This window comes from Bacteroides sp. CACC 737 (genome assembly GCF_013874375.1).
GTDB lineage: Bacteria > Bacteroidota > Bacteroidia > Bacteroidales > Bacteroidaceae > Bacteroides > Bacteroides uniformis.
Window position 1 is genome coordinate 2,116,577 of record NZ_CP059408.1, and the last position, 24,719, is coordinate 2,141,295.

Annotated in this window: 21 protein-coding genes; 4 read left to right on the plus strand and 17 right to left on the minus strand. The window is 48.3% G+C overall.

What is annotated here, in order from left to right; all coding sequences use genetic code 11:
* Entirely contained in the window at positions 1-978 is a 978-nt protein-coding gene (locus H1A11_RS09200) for a dihydroorotate dehydrogenase-like protein (protein WP_181758046.1), read from the plus strand.
* Between the two features lie 94 nt (positions 979-1,072).
* Here the strand turns inward: H1A11_RS09200 and H1A11_RS09205 are convergent, their stop codons facing one another.
* Together H1A11_RS09205 and H1A11_RS09210 are read right to left on the minus strand one after the other, a co-directional pair.
* Positions 1,073-2,977 carry a nucleoside-diphosphate sugar epimerase/dehydratase gene (locus H1A11_RS09205; RefSeq protein WP_117974367.1) on the minus strand — a complete coding sequence of 635 codons (1,905 nt, stop codon included), beginning with the start codon at positions 2,975-2,977 and terminating at the stop codon, positions 1,073-1,075.
* A gap of 185 nt (positions 2,978-3,162) precedes the next feature.
* Positions 3,163-4,488 (minus strand): PhoH family protein, encoded by a 1,326-nt coding sequence (locus H1A11_RS09210; protein ID WP_181758047.1) that lies wholly within the window; start codon positions 4,486-4,488, stop codon positions 3,163-3,165.
* A 168-nt stretch (positions 4,489-4,656) separates the two neighbouring features.
* Here H1A11_RS09210 and H1A11_RS09215 point away from each other — a divergent pair, with 168 nt between their 5' ends.
* Positions 4,657-5,910: a folylpolyglutamate synthase/dihydrofolate synthase family protein gene (locus tag H1A11_RS09215; protein ID WP_181758048.1), complete on the plus strand. Its 1,254-nt coding sequence runs from the start codon at positions 4,657-4,659 to the stop codon at positions 5,908-5,910.
* On the opposite strand, the gene H1A11_RS09220 is transcribed toward H1A11_RS09215, so the two are convergent.
* From H1A11_RS09220 to dnaN, 7 genes are all read right to left on the minus strand, one after another.
* Positions 5,878-6,252: a RidA family protein gene (locus tag H1A11_RS09220; protein WP_005831379.1), complete on the minus strand. Its 375-nt coding sequence runs from the start codon at positions 6,250-6,252 to the stop codon at positions 5,878-5,880. The genes H1A11_RS09215 and H1A11_RS09220 overlap by 33 nt on opposite strands.
* A 225-nt stretch (positions 6,253-6,477) precedes the next feature.
* On the minus strand, positions 6,478-8,181 hold the full coding sequence (locus H1A11_RS09225) for a serine protease (RefSeq protein ID WP_181758049.1): 1,704 nt from the start codon (positions 8,179-8,181) through the stop codon (positions 6,478-6,480).
* A gap of 3 nt (positions 8,182-8,184) precedes the next feature.
* Positions 8,185-8,925 carry a 23S rRNA (guanosine(2251)-2'-O)-methyltransferase RlmB gene (gene rlmB / locus H1A11_RS09230; RefSeq protein ID WP_005831382.1) on the minus strand — a complete coding sequence of 247 codons (741 nt, stop codon included), beginning with the start codon at positions 8,923-8,925 and terminating at the stop codon, positions 8,185-8,187.
* Between the two features lie 28 nt (positions 8,926-8,953).
* On the minus strand, positions 8,954-10,624 hold the full coding sequence (recN, locus tag H1A11_RS09235; RefSeq protein ID WP_181758050.1) for a DNA repair protein RecN: 1,671 nt from the start codon (positions 10,622-10,624) through the stop codon (positions 8,954-8,956).
* 26 nt (positions 10,625-10,650) lie between these two features.
* Positions 10,651-11,880 carry a bifunctional phosphopantothenoylcysteine decarboxylase/phosphopantothenate--cysteine ligase CoaBC gene (coaBC, locus tag H1A11_RS09240; RefSeq protein WP_119962293.1) on the minus strand — a complete coding sequence of 410 codons (1,230 nt, stop codon included), beginning with the start codon at positions 11,878-11,880 and terminating at the stop codon, positions 10,651-10,653.
* The gene (locus H1A11_RS09245; RefSeq protein WP_005831385.1) at positions 11,881-12,651 is read right to left on the minus strand and encodes a 3'-5' exonuclease; all 771 of its coding nucleotides are present in this window, start codon (positions 12,649-12,651) and stop codon (positions 11,881-11,883) included.
* 138 nt (positions 12,652-12,789) lie between these two features.
* Positions 12,790-13,914: a DNA polymerase III subunit beta gene (gene dnaN, locus H1A11_RS09250; protein ID WP_005831387.1), complete on the minus strand. Its 1,125-nt coding sequence runs from the start codon at positions 13,912-13,914 to the stop codon at positions 12,790-12,792.
* 187 nt (positions 13,915-14,101) lie between these two features.
* Between dnaN and H1A11_RS09255 the strand changes: the two genes are divergently transcribed.
* A complete protein-coding gene (locus H1A11_RS09255) occupies positions 14,102-14,470 on the plus strand; it encodes a DUF3127 domain-containing protein (RefSeq protein ID WP_117600316.1) in 369 nt (122 codons plus the stop codon).
* Between the two features lie 164 nt (positions 14,471-14,634).
* Here the strand turns inward: H1A11_RS09255 and H1A11_RS09260 are convergent, their stop codons facing one another.
* The 5 genes from H1A11_RS09260 to H1A11_RS09280 all read right to left on the minus strand — a co-directional run bounded on the left by H1A11_RS09260 (position 14,635) and on the right by H1A11_RS09280 (position 20,015).
* The gene (locus tag H1A11_RS09260; protein ID WP_117965309.1) at positions 14,635-16,275 is read right to left on the minus strand and encodes a DUF3352 domain-containing protein; all 1,641 of its coding nucleotides are present in this window, start codon (positions 16,273-16,275) and stop codon (positions 14,635-14,637) included.
* Between the two features lie 72 nt (positions 16,276-16,347).
* Positions 16,348-17,115 (minus strand): MBL fold metallo-hydrolase, encoded by a 768-nt coding sequence (locus H1A11_RS09265; protein WP_117600318.1) that lies wholly within the window; start codon positions 17,113-17,115, stop codon positions 16,348-16,350.
* 70 nt (positions 17,116-17,185) lie between these two features.
* Positions 17,186-18,172 (minus strand): UDP-N-acetylmuramate dehydrogenase, encoded by a 987-nt coding sequence (gene murB, locus H1A11_RS09270; RefSeq protein ID WP_117965311.1) that lies wholly within the window; start codon positions 18,170-18,172, stop codon positions 17,186-17,188.
* A 17-nt stretch (positions 18,173-18,189) separates the two neighbouring features.
* Positions 18,190-19,038 carry a DUF4348 domain-containing protein gene (locus H1A11_RS09275; RefSeq protein ID WP_117600411.1) on the minus strand — a complete coding sequence of 283 codons (849 nt, stop codon included), beginning with the start codon at positions 19,036-19,038 and terminating at the stop codon, positions 18,190-18,192.
* Positions 19,039-19,058: 20 nt separating this feature from the next.
* A complete protein-coding gene (locus tag H1A11_RS09280; RefSeq protein WP_117600320.1) occupies positions 19,059-20,015 on the minus strand; it encodes an NAD-dependent epimerase/dehydratase family protein in 957 nt (318 codons plus the stop codon).
* A 154-nt stretch (positions 20,016-20,169) separates the two neighbouring features.
* Between H1A11_RS09280 and kbl the strand changes: the two genes are divergently transcribed.
* A complete protein-coding gene (gene kbl / locus H1A11_RS09285) occupies positions 20,170-21,357 on the plus strand; it encodes a glycine C-acetyltransferase (protein WP_119962297.1) in 1,188 nt (395 codons plus the stop codon).
* 65 nt (positions 21,358-21,422) lie between these two features.
* Here the strand turns inward: kbl and H1A11_RS09290 are convergent, their stop codons facing one another.
* The 3 genes from H1A11_RS09290 to H1A11_RS09300 all read right to left on the minus strand — a co-directional run bounded on the left by H1A11_RS09290 (position 21,423) and on the right by H1A11_RS09300 (position 24,668).
* Positions 21,423-21,905, minus strand: coding sequence for a ferritin (locus H1A11_RS09290; RefSeq protein ID WP_117600321.1), 483 nt, complete (start codon positions 21,903-21,905; stop codon positions 21,423-21,425).
* A 135-nt stretch (positions 21,906-22,040) separates the two neighbouring features.
* Complete coding sequence (gene lysA / locus H1A11_RS09295) at positions 22,041-23,201, minus strand: diaminopimelate decarboxylase (RefSeq protein ID WP_117600322.1); 1,161 nt, start codon at positions 23,199-23,201, stop codon at positions 22,041-22,043.
* Positions 23,202-23,348: 147 nt separating this feature from the next.
* Complete coding sequence (locus H1A11_RS09300; protein WP_117600323.1) at positions 23,349-24,668, minus strand: aspartate kinase; 1,320 nt, start codon at positions 24,666-24,668, stop codon at positions 23,349-23,351.
* Positions 24,669-24,719 lie beyond the last annotated feature (51 nt).

Below are 24,719 nucleotides of genomic sequence, written 5' to 3' on the forward strand. Positions count from 1 at the left end.
ATGGCAACATTAGAAACTACTTTTGCAGGGCTGAAACTCAGAAACCCCATTATCGTCAGCAGCTCCGGACTGACAGACAGTGCCGCCAAGAACCAGAAACTATCTGAGGCCGGCGCAGGTGCCATTGTACTAAAATCACTTTTTGAAGAGCAAATCATGATGGAGGCTGACTGGATGGGAGACCCGAATATGTACCCCGAAGGCAGTGACTACCTTGTAGGATATATCCGCGAACATAAGCTGGGTGAATATCTGAACCTGATTAAGGAAAGCAAAAAGGTTTGCAATATCCCCATCATAGCCAGCATCAACTGCTATCAGAATGCCGACTGGGTGGAATTTGCCGCCAAAATAGAAGAAGCCGGTGCAGACGCATTGGAAATCAATATCCTTGCACTGCAGACGGATGTACAATATGCTTACGGCAGTTTCGAGCAACGCCACATCGACATTCTGAGCCACATCAAGAAGACGGTCAAGATACCCGTCATCATGAAGCTGGGTGACAACCTGACCAATCCGATAGCTCTGATAGACCAGCTGTACGCCAACGGCGCCGCCGCAGTAGTGCTGTTCAACCGCTTCTACCAGCCGGACATCAACATTGAGAAAATGATACAAGTATCCGGCAACGTATTCAGCAACGAAGCCGATTTGTCTAAAGCCCTGCGCTGGATAGGCATCGCTTCGGCAGCCGTAAACAAGCTGGACTATGCCGCTTCCGGTGGTATCCACTCGCCCGAAGGCGTTGTCAAGGCAATATTAGCAGGTGCTTCGGCCGTAGAGATATGCAGTGCGCTTTATCAGAATTCAGCTACCATCATTGAAGAATACATCCGCTTCCTCAACTTGTGGATGGACCGCAAAGGTATGGAAACCATCAGCCAGTTCAAAGGTATTCTGAACGTAAACGACCCGAAGGGAGTCAATACTTTCGAACGTACACAGTTCTTGAAATACTTCTCTTCACATGAATGAGACAAAAGGCTGACAAGAAGACAATAAAATTGAAAGGGTGATAACACTACAATGACGTTATCACCCTTTCATTTTATACTATACCGCTATCTTTTTATTTCTTCTTATCCAGCGCCTCAAAGCAGGAATTCTTGCTCACGAATTCCGGAACAATATCCTTCATGGCAGCAACAATTTTCATCTGATCATAGGTGTAACTTACATCAATCAGCTTCTGGATACGCTCCTTCACCTCATCATAGTCATACTCACGCACCGTGGCAATCATAATCTTCTCATGATAGGTGGGCTTTGTAAGCTCCTTCACATTCAAGAGTTCCTCGTAGAGCTTCTCGCCATGACGGAGACCGGTAAATTCAATCTTCACATCCGTACGTCCGGAAAGGCTGATCATACGCTTGGCAAGATCCACAATCTTCACCGGCTTACCCATGTCGAAGATATAGATTTCACCGCCGTTGCCCATACTGCCGGCCTCAAGAACAAGACGGCAAGCTTCGGGAATGGTCATGAAGTAACGGATTATCTCAGGATGGGTCACCGTCACCGGACCGCCACGCTGAATCTGGTCACGGAAACGGGGAATGACAGAACCGTTGGAACCCAGCACATTGCCGAAACGCGTAGTGATGAACTGAGTGGCATGGCCTCCCTCCTTTTGCAACTTCTTCGCAAGAGACTGCACATAAATCTCGCAGATACGCTTGGAACAGCCCATCACGTTTGTAGGGTTAACAGCCTTGTCCGTAGAAATCATCACAAACTTCTCGGCACCGTATTTCACGGCTAGATCAGCAACGGTGCGCGTACCGAATACGTTCACCTGGATGGACTCGGAAACGTTGTCCTCCATCATCGGCACATGCTTGTAGGCGGCCGCATGGAAAATATACTGAGGCTTGAACTCCCTGAAGATATCCTCCATGCGCGTGGCATTGGAGATGTCGGCTATGATGGTCTCAGCATCGATGTCGCGCCAACGGTCCTGAAGTTCCAGACGGATGTCGTGCAGAGGAGTCTCGGCCTGGTCCACTAAAATAAGCTTATAGGGATTGAACGAAGCCACCTGGCGCATGATTTCGCTGCCGATGGAGCCGGCGGCGCCCGTAATCATCACACGCTTGCCCTCCAGATGAGAGGCAACCTTATGGATATCTATCTCGATAGGATTGCGCTGAAGCAGGTCCTCAATCTGAATTTCCTTCAACTGCGTGCGGCTCAATGCCTGGCCGTTCCACTCGCTCAAGGGAGGCGCGGTCATCAGTTTGATGTTATGCACCAGCAGGCGATCAGCCATGTCGGACTTCTTCAGTTCCTCCATCTTGGCGGGAGAAATGATAATAGTCTGCACATCGCGGTCGTTCAGCACATCAATCAGCGTATCATCGTTGGGGAACACCTTGACCCCCATCATCACCTTATTGATAAGCTCAGGTTCGTCCGCAATGAATCCACGCAGACGGTAGTGGTTGCGCAGATTGACACGCAATGCCTTGGCAATGTTGACCCCGGCTTCCTTGGCACCGTAAATGAACACATTGGCACTATGGGTGCCGTCAAAGTTCAGCGCCTCAAAGAAAGTCTTGACAACCACACGGGAGCATGCCATCATGGCAAAGCTGATGATATAGGACATGAACAGCACGCTGACCGGAGCCAGGTTAAACTCCAAATAGCTTTCCGTCAGGACACTCGTTATCATCAGCAGTGCATACGACACAGTCAATGACACAAAAATTCGCATGATATCCACAAAGGAGGAAAAGCGCAGCACATTGGAATACGTACGGAAAACACGGAAGAAAATCAAGTTGACAGCAACCGTCCATAAAATGGTCTTGTCAATGGTAGAGGATTCAAAAAAAATACTTCTGAAATCATATCGGAGAGCATAGGCCAACATACTGGATATGACGATGATAAATACGTCAATTAATAGAATAGTCCATATCGGAAGCACTTTCGCGGAAAGATACCGATGAAAAAAATTTCGCTTCATTTTGCTTGACAGTTTTGTTTTAGGCGAGGCAAAGATACACTATTTTAGTCAAAACGGGCAAAAAATCGATAAAAAAATGTTATAATAATTATCTATCCTCTATAAAGAAACCATCCCGCCTTCCCCTGTTTTAGCAGCCGGAAAGCGGGATAGAAATAGTTTTACCCCGGAAAATGCGATATCCGCTACATCAGATTACTTGCCAACTCGCTCAACTGGCTACGTTCTCCTTTCACCAGATTGACATGGGCAAACAAGTTCTGGTCCCTCATACGGTCTATCATATAGACAAGTCCATTGGACTGACTGTCCAGATAGGGTTGGTCTATCTGCTGAATATCACCGGTAAACACCATTTTTGTGCCTTCGCCGGCACGGGTGATGATGGTCTTAATCTCATGTGGGGTCAGGTTCTGGGCTTCATCGATAATACAGTAGGTCTCACTCAAGCTGCGCCCGCGGATAAAGGCCAATGCCTCGATGACCAATTGTTCACTTTTTTGCATATCCTCCAAGCGTTTCACTTCAGAGGAATTGGCAGCGAACTGATGTTTGATTACATTCAAATTATCGAACAAAGGCTGCATGTAAGGAGCCACTTTCTCATTGGCATCACCGGGAAGGAATCCAAGGTCTTTATTAGACAGAGCCACGATGGGACGTGCCAGAAGAATCTGCTTGTAGTCGGTAAGTTTTCCCAATGCGGCAGCCAGCGCCAACAAAGTCTTGCCGGTTCCCGCCTTACCGGTCAGGGCAACCAGCTTGATGTTCGGGTCGTTCAGCACCTCAAAAGCAAAGCTCTGCTCGGCATTACGCGGTTCAATGCCATAATTCCTTGTCTTGTTGACCCGACAAATCGAATGGGTAAAGGGATTATAACGTGCAAGCACACTGCTGCGGTCACTCTTCAGCACAAAGCATTCGTTGGGGCGAATGATGTCCTTAAAATCGAACTCGTTGATGTCCAGTCCTTCTTTGGAAGAATAAATGCGGTCTATCAGCGCAGGGTCAATACCCTCGAACACTTCATTCGACTTTTCGAATATATCCACATTGATTACCTTATCATTGATATAGTCTTCGCACAGCAGACCGATGGAACGCGCCTTCATGCGCAGATTCATGTCTTTCGTGACAAGGATGGTTTTCATTTTAGGCTTTTTGGTAGAAAGCCAGTCCACTACCGACAGAATCTGATGGTCGGGGATGCGTTCGGGAAAGGAATCACGTACCCGGGGAGAGTCCACCATGCCTGCCACCACAAACAGACGGCCCAAGCCCTCTCCCAATGGCGCCCCTTTGGTGAACAGATTGTCATCGGTAATCAAATCTAGCTCACGGACAAACTCACGCGCATTGAAATTAATCTGCTCATTGCCTTTCTTGAATTTGTCCAGTTCTTCAAGGACTACGATGGGAAGATAAATGTCATTCTCCTGAAAATTCTTCAAACAGTTATAATCGTGAAGAATCACATTCGTATCAATCACAAAATTTTTCTTAGCTCCCATACACGTTAGATTTAAATTGTTAATACCTTTGCATAAGCTTAAGATAAGTTACACTGCAAGCAATTTCAAGCAAGCTTGATTGCGTCCGGTCTGCATTATCTTTGTCGCTTTTAAAGATAACAAATTAATAGGGAGAAAGGATTGCTTCTCCGTTAAATATTATAAAAGATGGATTATCAGAACACTTTAACTTACTTATATAACAGTGTGCCCATGTTTCAGCAGGTGGGCGGCTCAGCATACAAGGAGGGGTTGGAAAATACTCTGACCCTGGACGAACATTTCGGACATCCCCACCGCAGTTTCCGCAGCATTCATGTGGCCGGTACCAACGGAAAGGGTTCCTGCTCGCATACGCTTGCCGCCATACTGCAAGAAGCGGGATATAGGGTCGGACTCTACACCTCGCCCCACCTGGTGGATTTCCGGGAGCGCATCCGGATTAACGGACAGCCTATACCCGAGGAATACGTCATCCGTTTTGTAGCGCAGGAACGTGGATTCTTCGAACCCCTCCACCCCTCCTTCTTTGAGCTGACCACTGCCATGGCCTTCCGCTACTTTGCGGATGAAAAGGTGGATGTAGCCGTAATCGAGGTGGGACTCGGCGGACGCCTGGACTGCACCAATATCATCCGTCCGGATGTATGCATCATCACCAACATCAGTTTTGACCATACCCAATTCTTGGGGGACACCTTGGCAAAAATCGCAGGAGAGAAGGCAGGAATCATTAAAAGCGGTATCCCCGTTGTAATCGGCGAGACCACTCCCGAAACGAAATCGGTGTTTCTGGAAAAAACGCAGGCGACGGGTGCTCCTATCTACTTTGCCGAAGAGAACGACCGTGAGGACTATCCCGGAATAGAATACGAACTGAAAGGGCTCTACCAGCAGAAAAATGCCCGGACCGTACTCACCGCCCTCCCGCTACTGAAAGAAGCCGGCTACCGGCTGGACGGACAAGCAGTGCGCAGTGGCTTTGCCCGTGTGGCGGAACTGACGGGCTTGATGGGACGCTGGCAAAAACTGCAGGACTCGCCCACCCTGATTTGTGACACCGGCCACAATGTGGGAGGCATCACCTACATTACAGAACAACTGAAGCAACAGACTTACCGACAGCTACACATCGTCATAGGCATGGTGAATGACAAGGATATACGGGGGGTACTGGCCTTGCTACCCCGGGAAGCGACCTACTACTTCACCAAAGCCAGCGTGAAGCGGGCATTGCCCGAAAGCGAACTGCAGGAGCTGGCCGCAGCAGCTGGCCTGAAAGGGCATTGCTATCCTGACGTACCCGCCGCCGTGCGGGCCGCACAAGAAAAAAGCCTCCCGGAAGATTTCATCTTCGTGGGAGGCAGCAGTTTCATTGTGGCCGACTTGTTAGCGAACCGCGATGCACTCAATCTCTACTAAGGCGTCTTTAGGCAGCGCCTTCACTGCCACAGCCGAACGTGCCGGGAAAGCACCGTCAAAATAAGTGGCATATACCTTGTTCATATCAGCGAACAAGGACATGTCTGCCAGGAAAACGGTTGTCTTCACAATATTTGCCATGCCCAGGCCTGCCTCTTCCAGAATATGCTTTATATTCTCCAAGGACTGGCGGGCTTGCGCTTCAGCACCTTCAGCCATCACTCCGGTAGCTGCGTCAATAGGCAACTGACCTGATACAAATACCATTCCGCCGGCTTCGATAGCCTGGCTATAAGGGCCTATGGCGCCCGGTGCCTTCTGGCTGCAAATCACTTTCTTCATGATTGTCAAAGTTTGTTTTTATTAATAATCGGGTCTATTTTCTTTTTTCTCATAAAAAAATCCGAAGTATATGCAGTATTCCGGAAATCCACGCATTTTATAAATAAAACAACGTAATTTCACTCATAACCTGTTATACCTAGACTTAACTCATTTAACACGGGGGAGTTCCCCAAAACAGAGGCTCTGCTTGCGAAAGTAGAGCCTTTATTCTATCCCATCCCTTTACTTGCAATGCTTCTCTATCAAAGCATCCACATTGGGATCACCCAATTCCTTTGCCTTGGCAAAGCTGGCACAAGCTTCCTTGTCCTTCTTCATCTGCAGCTGGGCGATACCCATCAGACGGTAGGCTTCGGCATATTTAGGGTCTTTCTCCAGAGCAGCCTTCAGCACATTCAACGCCTCCTCGTAACGTCCCACGCGAAGATTCACCACTGCCAGTTCGGCACGGTAGGTCAAATCTTCCGGATTAAGTTCGATGGCCTTCGCCATATCGTCCAGCGCACGCTGGTACTGCTTGGCCTTCAAGGCAGCCTGCTCACGGTAATAGTAGAACATGTCGTTCACTTTACCGTTCACGGCATTGTAATAGGCATCATAATCCAGCATGGCATTACGCGCCTGGTCTGCATTCATACGGGCTTGGGCACGCTCCAGCAAGTAAGGGGCGGCTTCCTCCGTATAGGGCTGGGTAAAGCGGGCCACACAACTGTCCATCAGAGCCAGTACCTCTTCGGCAGGCGCCTGCATCAGTTCCTTGGTCTTGGCAGCACTGAAAAAGGTAGCCGGAGAGGCCAGAATGGTCTTATTCACTTTATCATAGCTGGTAAATGCCGACGGATAGTCCTGCTTGGCAAACAGGATGTCACCCTCCAACTGGACATAAACTGGAAGCTCGTCAATGGTTATCGCTTTCCGTACCTCGTCCAGAGCCTTGTCGAGCGACCAGTCCTTATAAACTTTCTCGGGCTTACCCAATGCATAATTATAGATTATCTTGGCCCGGTTGTAATACACATCATCTTTCTTTGCGGCAACCTCCAAAGCCTTATCCATATCTGCGGCGACCTTATCCATGGAAGCATCTTCACGGGACATGAACAGATGCTGGGAAGCACGGCGCAGATAACCGTCGGCACTGGCAGGATATTGTGCAATGAAATCGTTCAGAGTCTCCATATACTTCTCCGGAGACAGTTGGGAAGAAGCCATGTAGAGGAACACCAAAGCCTGCTCTTCGGTATCGGGCAATGCCTTCTTAATACCGATGCCCTTCAATGACATATCTCCATAAGACAATGCGGAGATATTCTGCGACATGGCGAAATTGGCATCAATGGCATAGCAGATGGTAGCCGTGTCTTGTCCGGAGGACTTCTGCGCAAGGCCGAAGACCTGCCCGTCCACAGTCATCAGCGGACAACTCACCATCTTGTCCTTCAAACGCATATCAAGTGTATAATAGGAATAGTTACCGGAAATCTTATCAGCTTCCTTTACTTTCCCGGCAGTGAAGGAACGGTCCTTCTGGGTGGAATAAGGCAGCAGATATACATCCGCACCGGTAGCCGGAGCCACAGCAGCCAAAGTGAGTGCCGTGACTTTCTTTCCGGGGATGCCGACACGGAACTTGACAACATCGTACATGTCATCAGCTCCCATAATGGCCTCCACCGGCATCTGTGCCCCGTCCGAGCTCATCACAACGGCGCGCCGGGCACCTTTGAACAAGGTGTAGTCAGAAAGCGCAATGCCATCTTCAGTGACAAAAAAGCCGTTTCCAGTATTCAGTATCTTATCGTTCTGGTCGTAAGTCACTACCGAGAAAACCGCACGTTTGGCTTTGTCTACCCACTTCGGGGCTTGTGCCACACTCCACTGAGCCAATAAACAGAGAGTGAGCATCAACAGCAATTTCTTTTTCATATCTTAGTTGGTTCTTTGTTTTACCGCTTCATAAATCAAAATGCCGGCTGCAACGGAAACATTGAGGGACTCGATGGTTCCCAACATGGGAATCTTCACCCACTCGTCACACAACGCCAGGTTGTCATAGGACACCCCCTTGTCTTCGGCACCCATAATGATGCACATCGGACCGGTATAGTCGGCTTTGGTATAGTCGTAATCGCCTTTCTCCGTGGCTGCCACGATATGGAAACCACTATTCTTGAGGAATTGCAGGGTCTCTTTCAGGCTGTGTTCGCGGCAAACGGGCAAAGTGTGCAAGGCTCCTGCCGAGGTTTTCATGGCATCTGCGTTGACAGATACACTGTTCCGTGCAGGGATAATCACGGCATCTACCGCCGCACACTCGCAAGTACGGGCAATGGCACCGAAATTGCGGACATCCGTGATGCCGTCAAGCATCACAAACAGAGGATTCTTGCCCTGCTCGAAAAGGAAAGGTACCAAATCCTCCGTCTTCTGGTAAGTGACTGAAGAGATGAAGGCAATCACTCCCTGGTGATTCTTCCGCGTCACGCGGTTGATGCGTTCCACCGGAACGCGCTGTACCGGTATCAAAGTCCCTTTCAAGACAGCGAACAGCTCTTTTGACAAATCACTCTGAATGTCCTTCTTTACCAATATCTTGTCTATCTCTTTTCCTGCCTGAATGGCTTCTATCACGGCACGGACGCCGAAAATCATTTCACTGTTATCAACCATATATGGGTATTTACTATTTGACGATTTACTATTTACTATTTGATACTTCCAGCAATACTCTGGCATTGTTCAGTGCGGCTTCGGTCAGCTTAGCACCACTCAGCATATGGGCTATTTCTTCCACGCGTTCATCGTCGGTCAGACGACGGATGTGACTGTTTGTTTCCATCTCGTTGTCCTGCTTGTACACCTTGTAATGGGCGCGTCCACGGGCAGCAATCTGGGGTAGATGGGTAATGCTGATTACCTGGCGGTCCTGCTCGCCCATCTCCTGCATGATATCCGCCATGCGGTCGGCTATCTCGCCGGAGACTCCGGTATCTATTTCGTCGAATACAATGGTAGGAAGCTTGACGGCACCGGCTATCATTGCTTTGATGGAGAGCATGACGCGGGCTATTTCACCACCCGAAGCTACGGAGGAGACGCTTTGCAATGCCCCGTTCTTATTCGCGGAAAACAAGAAGTTCACAGTATCCGCCCCGTGTATGCCCGGCTCTTTGCGGGCACCTATCTCTACCTGGAAACGGACATTGGGCATGCCCAACGGAACCAGCCGCGCAGCCATCTGCTTCTCCACTTCACGGGCAGCGGCAGTACGCGCCTTGGTGAGGACGGCAGCCTGCTTTTTCACCTTATTATATAAAGCGTCGCAACGCGCTTTCAGTTCCTCGATGTGCTCGTCGGACGAAGTGATGGCTGAGAGTTTGGCGGCGTATTCATCCGTCAACGCCAGAAGTTCACCGACAGTGGAAACGCGGTGCTTCTGTTGGAGCGTATAAATCAAGTTCAGACGTTCGTTCACTTCATCCAGACGTTCGGGGTTGAACTCTATTTCATCCTCCTTACCCGACACTTCCTGCGAAATATCCTTCAACTCGATATAAGTGCTTTCCATGCGTTCGGCAAGTTCCCCGGCAACCGGATAAACCCTCTGCAGGCCGAGCATCGTGTTCAAGCATTCCTTCAGCCCGGACAACAAGCCTCCTTCGTCCGAGTAGAGCGTCTGCCCTACCCGATAGAGTCCGGCCTTTATCTCTTCCGCATGGCTCAGCGTATCTGCCTCTTGCTCCAGCTCCTCCTGCTCACCGGCAGACAAGTGTGCCTCTTCCAACTGTTCCAGTTGGAAACGGATATAGTCTTCGTCCGACTTATCCTGATTGGCACGGGCAACAAGGGCCTCCAAATCCTGCTGTGCCTGCTTCCATGCTCCGAAGATATGCTGGTAAGCAGACAAGGCCTCTTCGTTATGCGACAAGATGTCCAGTACATTCAACTGAAATCCTTCCTTGTTCAGCAATAGGTTCTGATGCTGGGAATGCACGTCAATCAGCAGTTCTCCCAACTCCTTCATCTGAGCCAATGAAGCAGGCGTGTCATTGATGAATGCCCGGCTCTTGCCCGAAGCGGACACCTCGCGGCGCAGGATGCATTCTTCCTCGTACTCCAACTCATTCTCCTCAAAGAAAGGCTGCATACCGTAAGCGGAAATATCAAAACGGGCCTCGATAATGCACTTCGAAGCTCCTACACGAATGGCTTTCACATCGGCACGCTGTCCCAGCAGCAGACCGATGGCACCCAGAATAATGGATTTTCCAGCACCGGTCTCACCCGTTATCACCGAGAAACCGCTGCTGAAGCTGATATCGAGCTTTTCAATAAGCGCATAATTCTGTATGTAAAGCGAACGCAACATAAGGATATTGACGATTTGACGATTTACTATTTACTATTTAAATCTTTCACCAGACGGTCTACGATGTCGGCAGCCACTTCGGCTTTGGACTTCAAGGGGTAGTCCGTCTTTCCCTGGTGGTCTATGATACTGATTTTATTGGTATCGCAACGAAAACCGGCTCCCTTGTCGTTCAGGGAGTTCAGCACGATGAAGTCCAGATTCTTGCGGTTGAGCTTGTCTTCCGCATTCATCTGCTCGTTATGAGTCTCAAGGGCAAAGCCTACGAGGAGGCGCCGTTGGTGCTCTGTATCGTTCTTCAGATTGCCTAAGAAAGCGGCTATGTCGCGGGTAGGTTTCAAGTTCAAACTCATCTCCCCGGTCTTTTCACGTTTGATTTTCTCATCGGCAACTTGTTCGGGAGTATAGTCTGCCACAGCAGCCGTCAAGATGGCGGCATCGGCATGGACAAAGGCTGCGGATGCAGCATCGAACATCTCCTGCGCCGACTCTACCGCATGGTATTGATGCATCGGAAAATAAGTGGTCTGCTGCACCGGACCGGCAATCAGTATCACCTTGGCTCCCCTTGCAGCGCATTCGTCTGCCAAGGCAAATCCCATCTTACCGGAAGAATAGTTGCCGATGAAGCGCACCGGGTCTATCTTCTCATAAGTAGGTCCTGCGGTTATCATCACTGTCTTCCCCACCAGGTCTCCCTCTTTGGCAGCAAAGTACATTTCCAGATGGCAAATGATATTCTCCGGTTCCTCCATACGGCCTTTCCCCACCAGATGGCTGGCGAGTTCTCCCGTAGCGGGTTCTATGATGTGGTTTCCATAAGAACGGAGTATATCCAGATTCTTTTGGGTGGAAGGATGGGCATACATGTCCAGGTCCATGGCAGGCGCCACAAACACCGGAGCTTTGGCGGAAAGATAGGTGGTAATCAGCATATTGTCTGCCACGCCATTCGCCATCTTGCCGATGGTGGAAGCCGTAGCCGGGGCTATCAGCATGGCATCTGCCCACAGACCGAGGTTCACATGACTGTTCCAGGTGCCATCACGTTGTGCAAAGAACTCACTGATAACCGGTTTGCTAGTCAGGGCAGAGAGCGTGATGGGGGTAATAAATTCCTTACCGGCAGGCGTAATGACCACCTGCACCTCTGCACCACGCTTAATCAGTCCGCGAATAATATAACATGCTTTATAGGCTGCAATGCTGCCAGTAATGCCCAATACTATTTTCTTCCCTTTCAGTATATTTGCCATTTATTTCTGAGTCATTTCACGCAGACGTATCTTGGTCAGCGTGGCTTTGGTATTCAAAGTAAAATCACTGTTCAGAATCCAACTGTAATAGCCGGGATCGCGCTTCAGGACATCGGATACCGACATGCCCTTGTACTTGCCGAAGTTGAATACTTCCACACCTTTGTCATCGTAAACCATACGACCGGCAAAGTCCACATTCTTGTTGAAGCTGGAATAGTCGGCAAGGAAAGCCACGTCATTCTGCAACTCCGGATAGCGGTCCAACTGCGACATCAGCACCTCGTAGGTGGCACGTGTATCAGCCTCTGCCGTATGGGCGTCTTCCAAATTCTTGCCGCAATAGAATTTATAGGCAGCAGACAGCGTGCGTTGCTCCATCTTGTGGAAGATGACCTGCACGTCTACAAACTTGCGGCGGCTCATGTCAATGTCCACACCGGCACGAAGGAACTCTTCCGCCAGGACGGGGATATCAAAACGGTTGGAGTTGAAGCCCGCCAAGTCGCATCCTTCAATGTCATTGGCAATGTTGCGCGCCACTTCCTTGAATGTGGGGCAGTCGGCTATATCGGCATCGTAGATGCCATGAACGGCAGATGCTTCGGCAGGAATGGGCATTTCGGGATTGATACGCATGGTTTTGGACTCCTCATTCCCGTTGGGATATACCTTGAGGTAACAAATTTCGACAATTCGGTCTGAGTTGATATTGGTACCCGTAGTCTCCAAATCAAAAAAGACTATCGGATTTTTCAGATTCAATTTCATTGTTTTTTCGTTTTATAAGCTCTGGCTATGAGCTATAAATTATAAGTTTAACTTACAAGCCACGAGCTACAAGTACCGTGCGGCATAATTGCGCAGCCACTTGTAGCTCGTAGCTCATAATCCGATTGCTAATATTCATCAGTCATTCAGCATCATCGGCATCAGCAGCATCAGCAAGTCTTCGTTCTCTTCCTGCTCTACCGGAATAATGACACCTGCACGTGAAGGATCTGCCAGTTCGATAACGATTTCATCGGCAGAAATGTTATTCAGAATGTCAATCAGGAAAGTGGACTTGAAACCGATGCTCATCGGATTGCCCGCATACTGGCAAACCAGTGTTTCTTCGGCCGATGTAGAGAAATCGATGTCCTGTGCGGAGATGACAATTAGATTCTCCTGCATACGCAGCTTGATAAGGCTGCTTGCCTGCGAAGAAAAAATGGACACACGGCGCAAAGCACCGAGCAGTTGCAGGCGGTCTACCGTCACTTTATAAGGGTTGTTCTGCGGAATCACAGAGTTGTAGTTGGGATAGCGACCTTCGATAAGACGGCACACCATGCGGTAGCTTTCCAGTGTGAACACAGCGTTGCGTTCGTCGAACTCGATAGTCACCATGCCTTGCTCTTTCGGCAGCAGATTCTTCATCAGCGAAGCCGGCTTCTTGGGCAGGATAAAGGCGGCACGTTCGTTACCTTTGGCGGCCAGTGTCTTGCAGCGCACCAGCTTATGACCGTCTGATGCCACCATCGTGATGTCCTCCGTTGTGATATCGAAATAGATACCGTTCATCACGGGACGAAGCTCGTCATCAGCCGTAGCAAACACGGCACGGTTGATACCACCCAGCAACACTTGTGCATCCATTTCCACACGTACGGCATTGTCACCCAACATGGCAGACTGAGGGAACTCGTCCGCATTCTGCCCCATCAGGCTGTATTTACCGTTCTGATACTGTACCGTGATTTCAAGGGAATCCGTATTGATTTCAAAAGTCAACGGTTGTTCGGGAATTTCCTTCAAAGCGTCCAAAAGGGTTTTGGCTGTGACGGCAAAACGGCCGTCCATATCACTTTCATTCACTTCGACCGTAGTGACCATCGTCGTTTCACTGTCGGAAACAGTTGCAGACAAGGTTCCGTCTTGCAGTTCAAAGAGGAAACAATCCAAAATAGGCAACGCATTCTTCGAATTAATCACACGGCTGATAGCCTGCAAATGACTGGAGAGCGCAGTACTCGAAACGATAAATTTCATATCTTCTGTATATTTAAGTTTTTTATTTTGCTAACGTCTTAGAAACCGTTTTTATATTTTTCAAACTGACGGACAAAGTTAAAAAAAGAATTCCCTACGACAAAGAAATAGCAAGAAAAAACAGCCGAATATTCGTCTCATATTCCTAAAAAATTGTAACTTCGCCGCATCATTTAAAAAGAAAACAATGGAATTTACAGGAAAAATCATCGCTATACTCCAGCCCAGAGGCGGAGTTTCCAAGTCGGGTAACGAATGGAAAGCACAGGAATATGTGATTGAAGATCATGGTCAATACCCGCGTAAAATGTGTTTTGACGTGTTTGGAGCAGACAAAATAGAACAGTTCAATATTCAGATGGGTGAAGAGTTGACAGTATCTTTTGATATAGACGCACGCCAATGGCAAGACCGTTGGTTCAACAGTATTCGCGCATGGAAGATAGAACGCGTAAGCACTGCCGCACCCACTCCGGGCGCTCCCGTTCCGCCGCCAGCTCCCACTGCCGCACCGGAATTCCTCGCAGGGGATGCAAAGGATGACTTGCCGTTCTAAAACTAAGTTATAACTCACCACAAAATTGTACAGATTAACGCATATTACCCTAAAACATTGATAATCGACATCTTCAATTGCAGCAATCTGTGTAATTCTGTGGTGAATGTATATTTTGACTTTCCTTGTGCCTATTATCCCTCAGCACACTACAGCACGACTGATTAATCATCCCCCTTATAAAGCAATACAATATTCGGATAAACCACCCCTTCTGTACAAGTGAACTGTACTGCAAGCATGAAGTGACGGAAGAAGTTGGATTGGCGGAAGAAGAAGTTCGGTATCAGACGCACATACGTTTCCGGCTGACTCAGCATCATCTCCATATCCACCATCATTACAAAATTATATATGGGTGAAAGACTGCCGATACCCTCTTCATACACCGGTGTTCCGTCCAATACATCTCCACTCTCCACCGCTTCAATATAGGCAGAAAGGCTCAGTGCATCAGGAGCCAGCAACAGACTACCCCGATAAAAACAGGCAAAGGTATAAAGGGCAGACTCCGTGATACCCGTCAACTGGGTAAGCAGCGTGTTACGGGGCAGCACATATTTAGAAAACCTCCTTGCTTTGGGATACAACGAATTATTTGAAACCACCTTCGGCATAAGCGGAGCATCCTCTTCCTTGGGAGTACTGTAAAGCAAAGACTGCAAGCAGCGTTCCGCTGCCAGCTCATCCTTGAGAGGAATACACATCACGGCGCAAGGCAGCTTGTCCAACGTGTCTTTCGACTGAAACAAGCAAGACATCACGTTCTCCCCCGCATGCTCATTCAAGTAAGCAATCCACTCTTCGTCGCGCTGCTTGATATAGTCTGAATAGGTGGCCTTGGCATACTCCTGACTGGCAGTGAAGCCAAACCAGGCATCTCTGTCAGACATTGCCCAGCGATCGTAAAAGAAAGTGGAAGACGGAAGCAGAGACCCGGAAAATCCGTCCTCTACCGGCTGCTGCACCCGCAAGGCATTGATAAACGTCTGTGTGGAATCCGATCCGTGGCTGACACCGGAACAATAGATGGCATCTTCATTGAACTTCATGTCAAACTCTGCCCAACTGCCCAGCTGCGTCTGCGAACGAATACCGTCCGTAGTTTTCCCCATACCCACTCCTTTCATACGCACATAGACTGTGGCAGCTACATTGTTGTGTTTGCCCGCGTGCATAGTACGGAAAGAAGGGAGGTTCATCAGGGACTTTTTGCTGCGCCGCGCATCAATCACATGTTCTATCAAACGCTTCTGGAAACTTACAACCAGAAAATCGGGAGTGAAGTAGGCAGCCAGAAAACGACCGTCTGCCATGGGATAGATACGTATCTCCTCTCCCTTGTAATCGAAATACTTGGAAGGGAACGAACTGGAGCAGTACTTCTCCACAAAAGACTCCACTAACTCATAATCACCCGAACCCAAACTGCAATACAATACTTGGTTCATCGGTGTATCTGGCTCGTGAAAGCTAATCAGCATCTTGTTCATCTGTTTACTCAGTCCATGTGGAGTATCTTCCACCAAAGTATACAAATACTTCTTCAAGTAAACAAAAAGCTCCGATACGTATAGAAAATGATTGTCTTTGCTGCAATTCAACTCATTGATATCTTCCACGAGGTCTGCCATACGGTCGGTTTCGAGTATGGCTGTGGCATCTTGCGGCACCAAAGTATAAAGATTGAAATCCTGCCGGTTCTCCACCGAATTCAACCGCAGGAAAGAATACACGCCAAAGCCGGTACATAGCAGCACTATGGACACAACGACAGCTATCTGTATGAGGAGTCGGAGTTTCATGGCATTTATTCATCAACTTTTGGCAAAAATAACATTTTCTACTAATAAAACAAAACAAATGTTTCAAAAAGTTTAGAAATCTATTTCAAGTCCATCGTAGGCAAAGTGCACATGGGGTGGCAGCCGCTTTTCGATGTCAGTATGAAGCCCTGCATGATGGCTCATGTGGATAAAATAGGTCTCTTTGGCACCAATACGTCCGGCAGCCTCCAACGCCTCCGAAATACTCTGGTGCGTAGGATGCGGCTTTGGCCGTAAAGCATTCATTACCAAAACATCCAAGCCTTTCAATTGTTCATAAGATTCCTCAGGCATTGTGTGCATATCCGTGATATATCCCAAGCGGCCGCCAATGCGGTAGCCCAGGATGGGAAGCCTGCCGTGCATCACCCGTAAAGGCAGCACCTCCGTCCTGTTGATGTGAAACACTTGCCCCGCCTCCACTTCCTGCAGATAAATACGCGGAACTCCCGGATATACTTTATCGACAAAACAGTAAGGCATCCTTGTCCGCAGATGGGCAGCAGTGTAGGCATCGGAGTAGATAGGAATATCGGCAAAACGACCGAACGGGCGCAAATCATCCAGACCGCCCACATGGTCATAATGTTCGTGTGTCACCAGTACGCCGTCTATCTTCTCAAAAGAAGAGGCGCACAGCATCTGTTCCCTGAAGTCAGGACCACAATCTATCAATATCACCGCATCATCCGTATGCAGCAGGGATGACGCACGCAAGCGGTTGTCCCGCGGGTCAGTGGAAGTACAGACCGGACAAGTACAGCCTATCTCAGGCACACCGGTCGAAGTCCCGCTTCCTAATATTCTGAGTTTCCCCATTGACTAAATCAAATAAATTTCTAAAATCAGGTTATATACAACGATGTTTGGGTGTGTCAAAACTCTCTTACTATTTTATCAAACAAACTTCCGGGTGAATATCAATGCCGAATTTCTCGCGGACAGAAGCGCGCACGGCATCTGAAAGAGCGACAATATCCGCTCCCGTGGCACCACCCGAATTCACCAGTACCAACGCCTGCCGATCGTGCACCGCAGCAGGCCCCAGCGCTTTACCTTTCCAGCCACACCGGTCTATCATCCAGGCAGCCGGTATCTTTACCCGGCCGGCATCCACATCATAGTGGGGCATGTCCGGATATTCCCGTTGCAAGGACTCCAACTGCCGACGCGGCACAATGGGGTTCATAAAAAAACTACCCGCATTGCCCAGCACCTTCGGATCGGGCAATTTGCTTTGACGGATGTCTATAATCACCCGGCGCAAAGTTTCCAAATTCAGCACCGGATATTTCTCCAGCTCCTGCTGGATAGTACCGTAACCCAATGTATAATGTTCCCGTTTACCCAGGCAGAAGTTCACATAAGTCACAAACACGGTCTTCATCTCCGGTTGCTTAAACAAGCTCTTTCTGTAAGAGTAGCCGCACTCGTCCACTCCGTAGATACGCTTCTCCCCTGCCATGTTTATGGTTTCCACGGATGTTATCAGGTCCTTTACTTCCACACCATAGGCACCGATATTCTGTACTGCACTCGCCCCTACCTCACCCGGTATCAGCGAAAGGTTCTCGGCACCATACCAACGCCGCTCCACACAGTAGGCCACAAAATCGTCCCATATCACACCGGCGCCCACACGCACCGACACGTGCTCCTCATCCTCTGACGTCACCTCCAGGCCACCGATGCGTGAATGCAGCACCGTGCCTTCATAATCCTTGATAAAGAGCAGGTTGCTCCCTCCACCGATATGTAGCCAAGGTGCAACAACATGTCCTGCCGCAATCAATTCCCGCAGTTCATCCTCCGAACCGTATTCCAGAAATCTTGCAGCAGTAACGTCAATTCCAAATGTATTGGGTATTTTCCTCAAACCTTTCCTCCTCTATTTTAAATGCTCGTGTCTTCATATTTGTACAGCTCCCATCCCTTACCGCGTTTGCGGAAATAGAAGATATTGGAGTACCCGTTGCCTATACCATTTACCTTCAGTATCTTGGTATCCGACAAGTCCTCATTCTTCTGTCCGTAATTGATATTAGACAATCTGTCGGTAGGCATTACCGGACGGAAGGCATACCACTGGTCCACATCCAAAGTAGTTTCCAGGATAGAAAACTCGTCATCAGGGTCTATGGTGATGAATTGTAGCGGATGGCTGATATGCTTGCTTTGATAGACACTGTCCCTCACAAAACGGGTATAGAATTCCACGAAGTCCTCATTTTCACCTTTCTCCATCTCGCGCAGGTTGATGGCCTCGAGCATCCACATTCCCCGCTTCCGCTCAAAATAATAACGCTTCACCATACGCGTTTTCAAGAAAATCCACTCCACTTGTACCGATGTCAGCGTAGTATCACCCACCATGTCCATATCCTCTTCCTTATCAAAAAGCAAGGTGTAACAGTTCTCCTTGGTAAACAGATAATCGTGCTTCCAGAAGTCCGCCTCTATCTTCAGCGGAGTATCACGGTCATAATAGGGCAAAGGAAATACCGTCCTCTGCCTTTGCAGGGCATCATCCGAAGCATAATTGAAGATAAAATCATCAAACAGCTCGTCTGCCACCATCGGCTTCGGTTCTTCCTTCACTTCTGCTTCCTGCAGCGTATCGGCCTTGTAACCGGCCGAATCCACCATTTCCGCAATGGTAGCAAAGGGATCCATTTTCGCCTTTTTGTTTCCACACGAAATCAAAAAGGCGAGTAACAAAAATCCCAATAAAAGTTTTTTCATTCTTTGCGGACCGCTTACGGTCACCTATTTAATTTAGCCTTCAATTTCTCAAGCATGTCTACGGTCATGGACTCCAGGTCATACTGCGGCATCCAGTCCCATTCCTCGCGTGCACAAGAGTCATCCAGAGAGTCGGGCCAGCTATCAGCAATGGCCTGCTTCAGCGGATCAATCTCGTATACCATCTCAAAATCAGGCACATGCTTCTTGATTTCCTGATAAATCTGTTCAGGGTCAAAACTCATGGAGGCGATGTTGAAGGCGTTGCGGTGCTTCAGCCTTGCCGGTGCTGCTTCCATCAGTGAGATGGCCGCATTCAGTGCATCAGGCATATACATCATATCCATATACGTACCGGCCTTCACCGGACATACGAATTTTTCTCCCTTCACGGCAGAGTAGAAAATATCTACCGCATAGTCCGTAGTGCCGCCACCCGGAGGGGTCACGTTCGAAATGATTCCCGGAAAACGTACCGAGCGTGTATCCACACCATATTTTGTATAGTAATAGTCACTCAACAATTCAGTCGTCACTTTAGTCACGCCATACATGGTACGCGGACGCTGGATAGTGTCCTGTGGTGTCTTCACGTGAGGCGTAGCTTCGCCGAACGAACCGATGGAACTCGGGGTAAACACGGCACAATTGTACTCGCGCGCCACTTCAAGTACATTCCACAACCCGTCGATACCGATTTTCCAAGCCATGGCCGGACGGCTTTCGGCAACTACCGAGAGCAAGGCAGCCAGGTTGTAGATTGTATCAATCTTGAACTGACGCGCCACCACCTCGATGGACTGACGGTCTGTCACATCGGCAATAGCCGAAGGACCGGATGCTTTCAATTCTCCCTTGGGCATAGCACTCGGAATGTATCCTGCCACAACATGGTCATCGCCATAACGTTTGCGCAACTCCAGTGTGAGTTCCGATCCAATCTGTCCGGTAGCTCCAATTACCAAAATATTCTTCATACGAGTTATTTATAAGGTTTCGTTATTATATATGGTGCAAATATACACACTTTTTTTTCATATTTCTGCCATATTGTTATTGTTTATTCCAAGAAAAATGATGTTCTTTGTGGGAAATGTAACGACAACGTATTACCTAAAAAATAAAAATGCTATGTACGGTAAAATGAAAGACCATCTCAGCAAGACTATTGCTGAAATAAAAGAAGCCGGACTCTACAAGGAAGAGCGACTGATTAAGAGTGCACAACAAGCTGCCATCACCGTAAAAGGCAAAGAGGTACTGAACTTCTGTGCCAACAACTACCTGGGACTGTCCAACCACCCGCGGCTGATTGCCGCCGCCCAGCAGATTATGGAACACCGCGGATACGGCATGTCGTCCGTACGTTTCATCTGCGGAACGCAGGACATCCACAAGGAGCTTGAAGCAGCCATCTCCGACTACTTCAAGACTGAAGACACCATTCTCTATGCCGCTTGCTTCGACGCCAATGGCGGGGTATTTGAACCCCTCTTCACCGAAGAAGACGCTATTATCTCGGACTCCCTGAACCATGCTTCCATCATTGACGGCGTACGCCTCTGCAAAGCCAAACGCTATCGCTACGCCAATGCCGACATGGCCGACCTGGAAAAATGCCTGCAGGAAGCCCAAGCACAGCGTTTCCGTATCATTGTTACGGACGGGGTATTCTCCATGGACGGCAACGTTGCCCCGATGGACCGAATTTGCGACCTTGCCGAGAAATACGACGCGCTGGTCATGGTGGACGAATCACACTCTGCCGGTGTGGTAGGCCCCACGGGACACGGCGTAAGCGAACAATATGGCACCTACGGACGCGTAGACATCTACACTGGAACTTTGGGCAAAGCCTTTGGCGGCGCTTTGGGAGGATTCACTACCGGACGTAAGGAAATCATTGACCTGCTGCGCCAACGCAGCCGTCCGTACCTCTTTTCCAATTCATTGGCGCCAGGTATCATCGGCGCCAGTCTCGAGGTATTCAAGATGCTTAAAGAGAGTAATACCCTGCATGACAAACTGCTGGAAAACGTGAATTACTTCCGCGACAAAATGACTGCCGCTGGCTTCGACATCAAGCCGACACAGAGCGCCATCTGCGCCGTCATGCTGTATGATGCCAAACTTTCCCAGATTTATGCCGCCCGCATGCAAGAAGAAGGTATCTACGTTACCGGCTTCTACTACCCCGTAGTGCCCAAAGACCAGGCACGCATCCGCGTACAAATTTCTGCCGGACACGAAAAGGAACATCTGGACAAATGTATTGCCGCATTTATTAAGGTGGGGAAAGAGCTTGGAGTGCTGAAGTGAATTATAAGTTATAACCAAACAAAAAAATCCCACGACTGATTAGCCGCGGGATTTTTTGTTGTTTCTTATTTGCGTTCTCCCAACTTTGCATCAACAAAGAAGATTCCGGTAGTACCAGCTTTCTTCACCATATCCACAATACCAGCAGCAGTAGCTTCTTCTTCTACCTGCTCACGTACAAATCCCCAAAGGAAATCTTGTGTAGCCTTATCTTTTTCTGCAGCAGCAACATCCACCAATGCATCAATCATCTTTGAAACACGGCATTCGTGTTCATAAACCTGCTCGAATACTTCCAACGGAGTACCAAAATCATTGGGAACAACATCAATCTTATCCAATTTAGCCTTACCGCCACGCTTGATGATATAAGAAGCCATTTCGCAAGCATGAGCTTTTTCTTCAGAAGCCTGCTTCTTCAACCAAGCAGCTATACCGTTATAACCTTCTTTCTCCATATAGAAAGACATCGCTAAATAAAGATTGGAAGACCACATCTCAGCCGTAATCTGCTCATTAATTGCATTCTGTAATTTTTCTGTAATCATAATCGTATTTATTAAAATTGAAATCATTACAAAAGTAACAAGAAACCTTAAAAGTTGTTCACACAATAACATTTTTTATACAAAAACAAAGGTCTTGGAATGCTTCGTCATCCATGCAACACGTCTCCAGCCGCTCTATACCAGCTCGTCCGATGTATATCCTTGAGGAAGCTCACGGCAGTTATAGCCCGAAGCCATAATTTCACCATAAGCCCCTGCCGAACGGAGGGCGATAAGGTCACCACGCTTCACGCCATTCAAATCAATAGCCTTACCAAATACATCGGAAGACTCGCAGATGGGTCCTACTACATCATAAGCCTGAACCGGCGCATCCGAAGTGATATTCTCTATTTTATGGAACGCTTGGTAGAGTGCCGGACGAATCAAATCCGTCATGCCAGCATCCAAGATGGCAAACTGCTTGTTGGTACCCTGCTTCACATAAAGTACCTGCGAAATCAATGAACCACATTGTCCCACTACCGCACGTCCCAGCTCAAAGTGAAGCGTCTGATGGGGACGAAGTTTCAAATGGCTGCTGTAAGTCTCGAAGTAGCTTTTAAAGTCAGGTATCGGCTGACGGTTGGGGTGACCATAGTCGATTCCGAGCCCCCCCCCCACATTGACGTGCTCAATGCGGATATGACGGGCTTCCAACTTATCTTGTAATTCGTTGACACGGTTACACAAAGCCACGAAATCACCCATATCCAATATCTGGGAACCGATATGGAAATGCAGTCCGATGAGTCTCAGATTCTTCATATTCTGCGCAATGTCTATCACACGGTCCATATCCTGCATACTGATACCGAACTTATTTTCGGCCAGCCCAGTGGTAATATTGGCATGGGTATGGGCACCTACATTGGGATTGATACGGAAAGCCACATTGGCTACCTTACCTTTAGCGGCAGCCAGCTCATTGATAATTTCCAGCTCAGGGACAGATTCCACATTAAAGCAGAAAATATCATAATCCAGCCCCAGATTAATTTCCCAATCAGCCTTACCCACCCCGGCAAAAACAATCTTGCCAGTGGGAAAACCGGCTTTGATGGCAGCACGGATCTCACCGCCACTTACACAGTCGGCACCCAAACCATTCTCGCGGATAATGGCAAGCACTTTGGGATTGGCGTTGGCCTTCACGGCATAATGCACTGAATAATTACCATACTTCGCCGCCTCCGTACGAATGCAGGCAAGCGTATCACGCAAAACCTTTGTATCGTAGTAATAGAAGGGAGTACGCAATTCGCGGAATTTATTGATGGGAAATGTTCCTTTCATATAATAGCTGTAATCTTTGTTTAGTTTTAAAAAAGGAAATGAAAGAAGTGTTTGCAACTCTTTTTAGAGCGTAGATTACGCGGATTGTACGGATAAAAAACAAAAAGAATTCGTACAATCCGCGTAATCTACACCCTAAAAAAATATTTATTCGCCGTTAAACAGCGCATTGCTGAGTGACTGCAACGCCACTTTCTTGTCACACTCTCGGATGAGGAAAGAAATATTATAGTTGCTACCACCGAAAGAAATCATACGTACCGGTATGTCGCGCATGGCATCCAATGCCTTGGCTTCGAAACCGACGTTCTCCCATTCGAGATCACCCACCACACAGATGATACACATGTCCTTGTCCACCGTCACTGTGCCATACTTCTTCAAGTCATCCAGAATTTCATTAAGATGCTTCACATTGTCGATAGATACGGACACACCCACTTCTGAGGTACAAATCATATCAATGGAAGTCTGGTAGCTCTCGAATATCTCGAAAACCTTACGCAAGAATCCGTGAGCAAGCAACATGCGGCTGGACTTTATCTTAATAGCCGTAATGTTGTCCTTGGCAGCCACCGCCTTAATCTTACCCTTCTCCGTATCGTTAGAAATCAGTGTACCCGGAGCAGTGGGGTCCATCGTATTGAGCAGACGGACGGGAATATTGGCATACTTGGCAGGCTGAATGCAGGTGGGGTGCAGAATCTTGGCACCAAAATATGCCAGCTCTGCGGCCTCTTCGAAGTGCAGATGACGCACCGGCGCAGTTTTGTCCACAATACGGGGATCATTGTTGTGCATGCCGTCGATATCCGTCCAAATCTGAATTTCAGAAGCGTTGATGGCAGCACCGATCAGCGAAGCCGTATAGTCGCTTCCGCCACGCTGCAGATTGTCTATCTCTCCGTAGGCGTTACGGCAGATATACCCCTGAGTAATATAAATCTCAGCATCCGGATGTAATTCCAGCTGAATCTGAAGCTTATCCTTGATATAGACCGGATCGGGTTCGGCATTCTTATCCGTACGCATGTATTCTAAAGCCGGAAGCAACACAGACTTCACACCGCATTCCTGCAGATAGTAATTCATCATGGCGGTGGAAATCAACTCGCCCTGAGCCAACACCACCTTCTCCTCAAACAGAGTGAAGAGGTCTTTGGTATAAGAACGGATATAGTCAAAATGAGATTTGATGAGCTCCAAGCCTTTCTGTTTATACTCCGGAGTAGCAAAAAGTTCATCAATGTGCTGGCGATATTTACTTTCCAGCTTGTTGATAATCTCGTTGGCACCTTCCGGATTCTTCTTGTACAGATAGTCCGAAATCTCAACCAATGTGTTTGTGGTACCCGACATGGCAGAGAGAACCACAATCTTACGTTCACCATCGGTAATCAATTTGGCCACTTCCTTCATTCGCTGAGCCGAACCTACTGAAGTACCTCCAAACTTTAAAACTTTCATTTTCGTTTCTGTATTAATTAGTTTATAGTTACAAGCTACGAGCTACAAGTA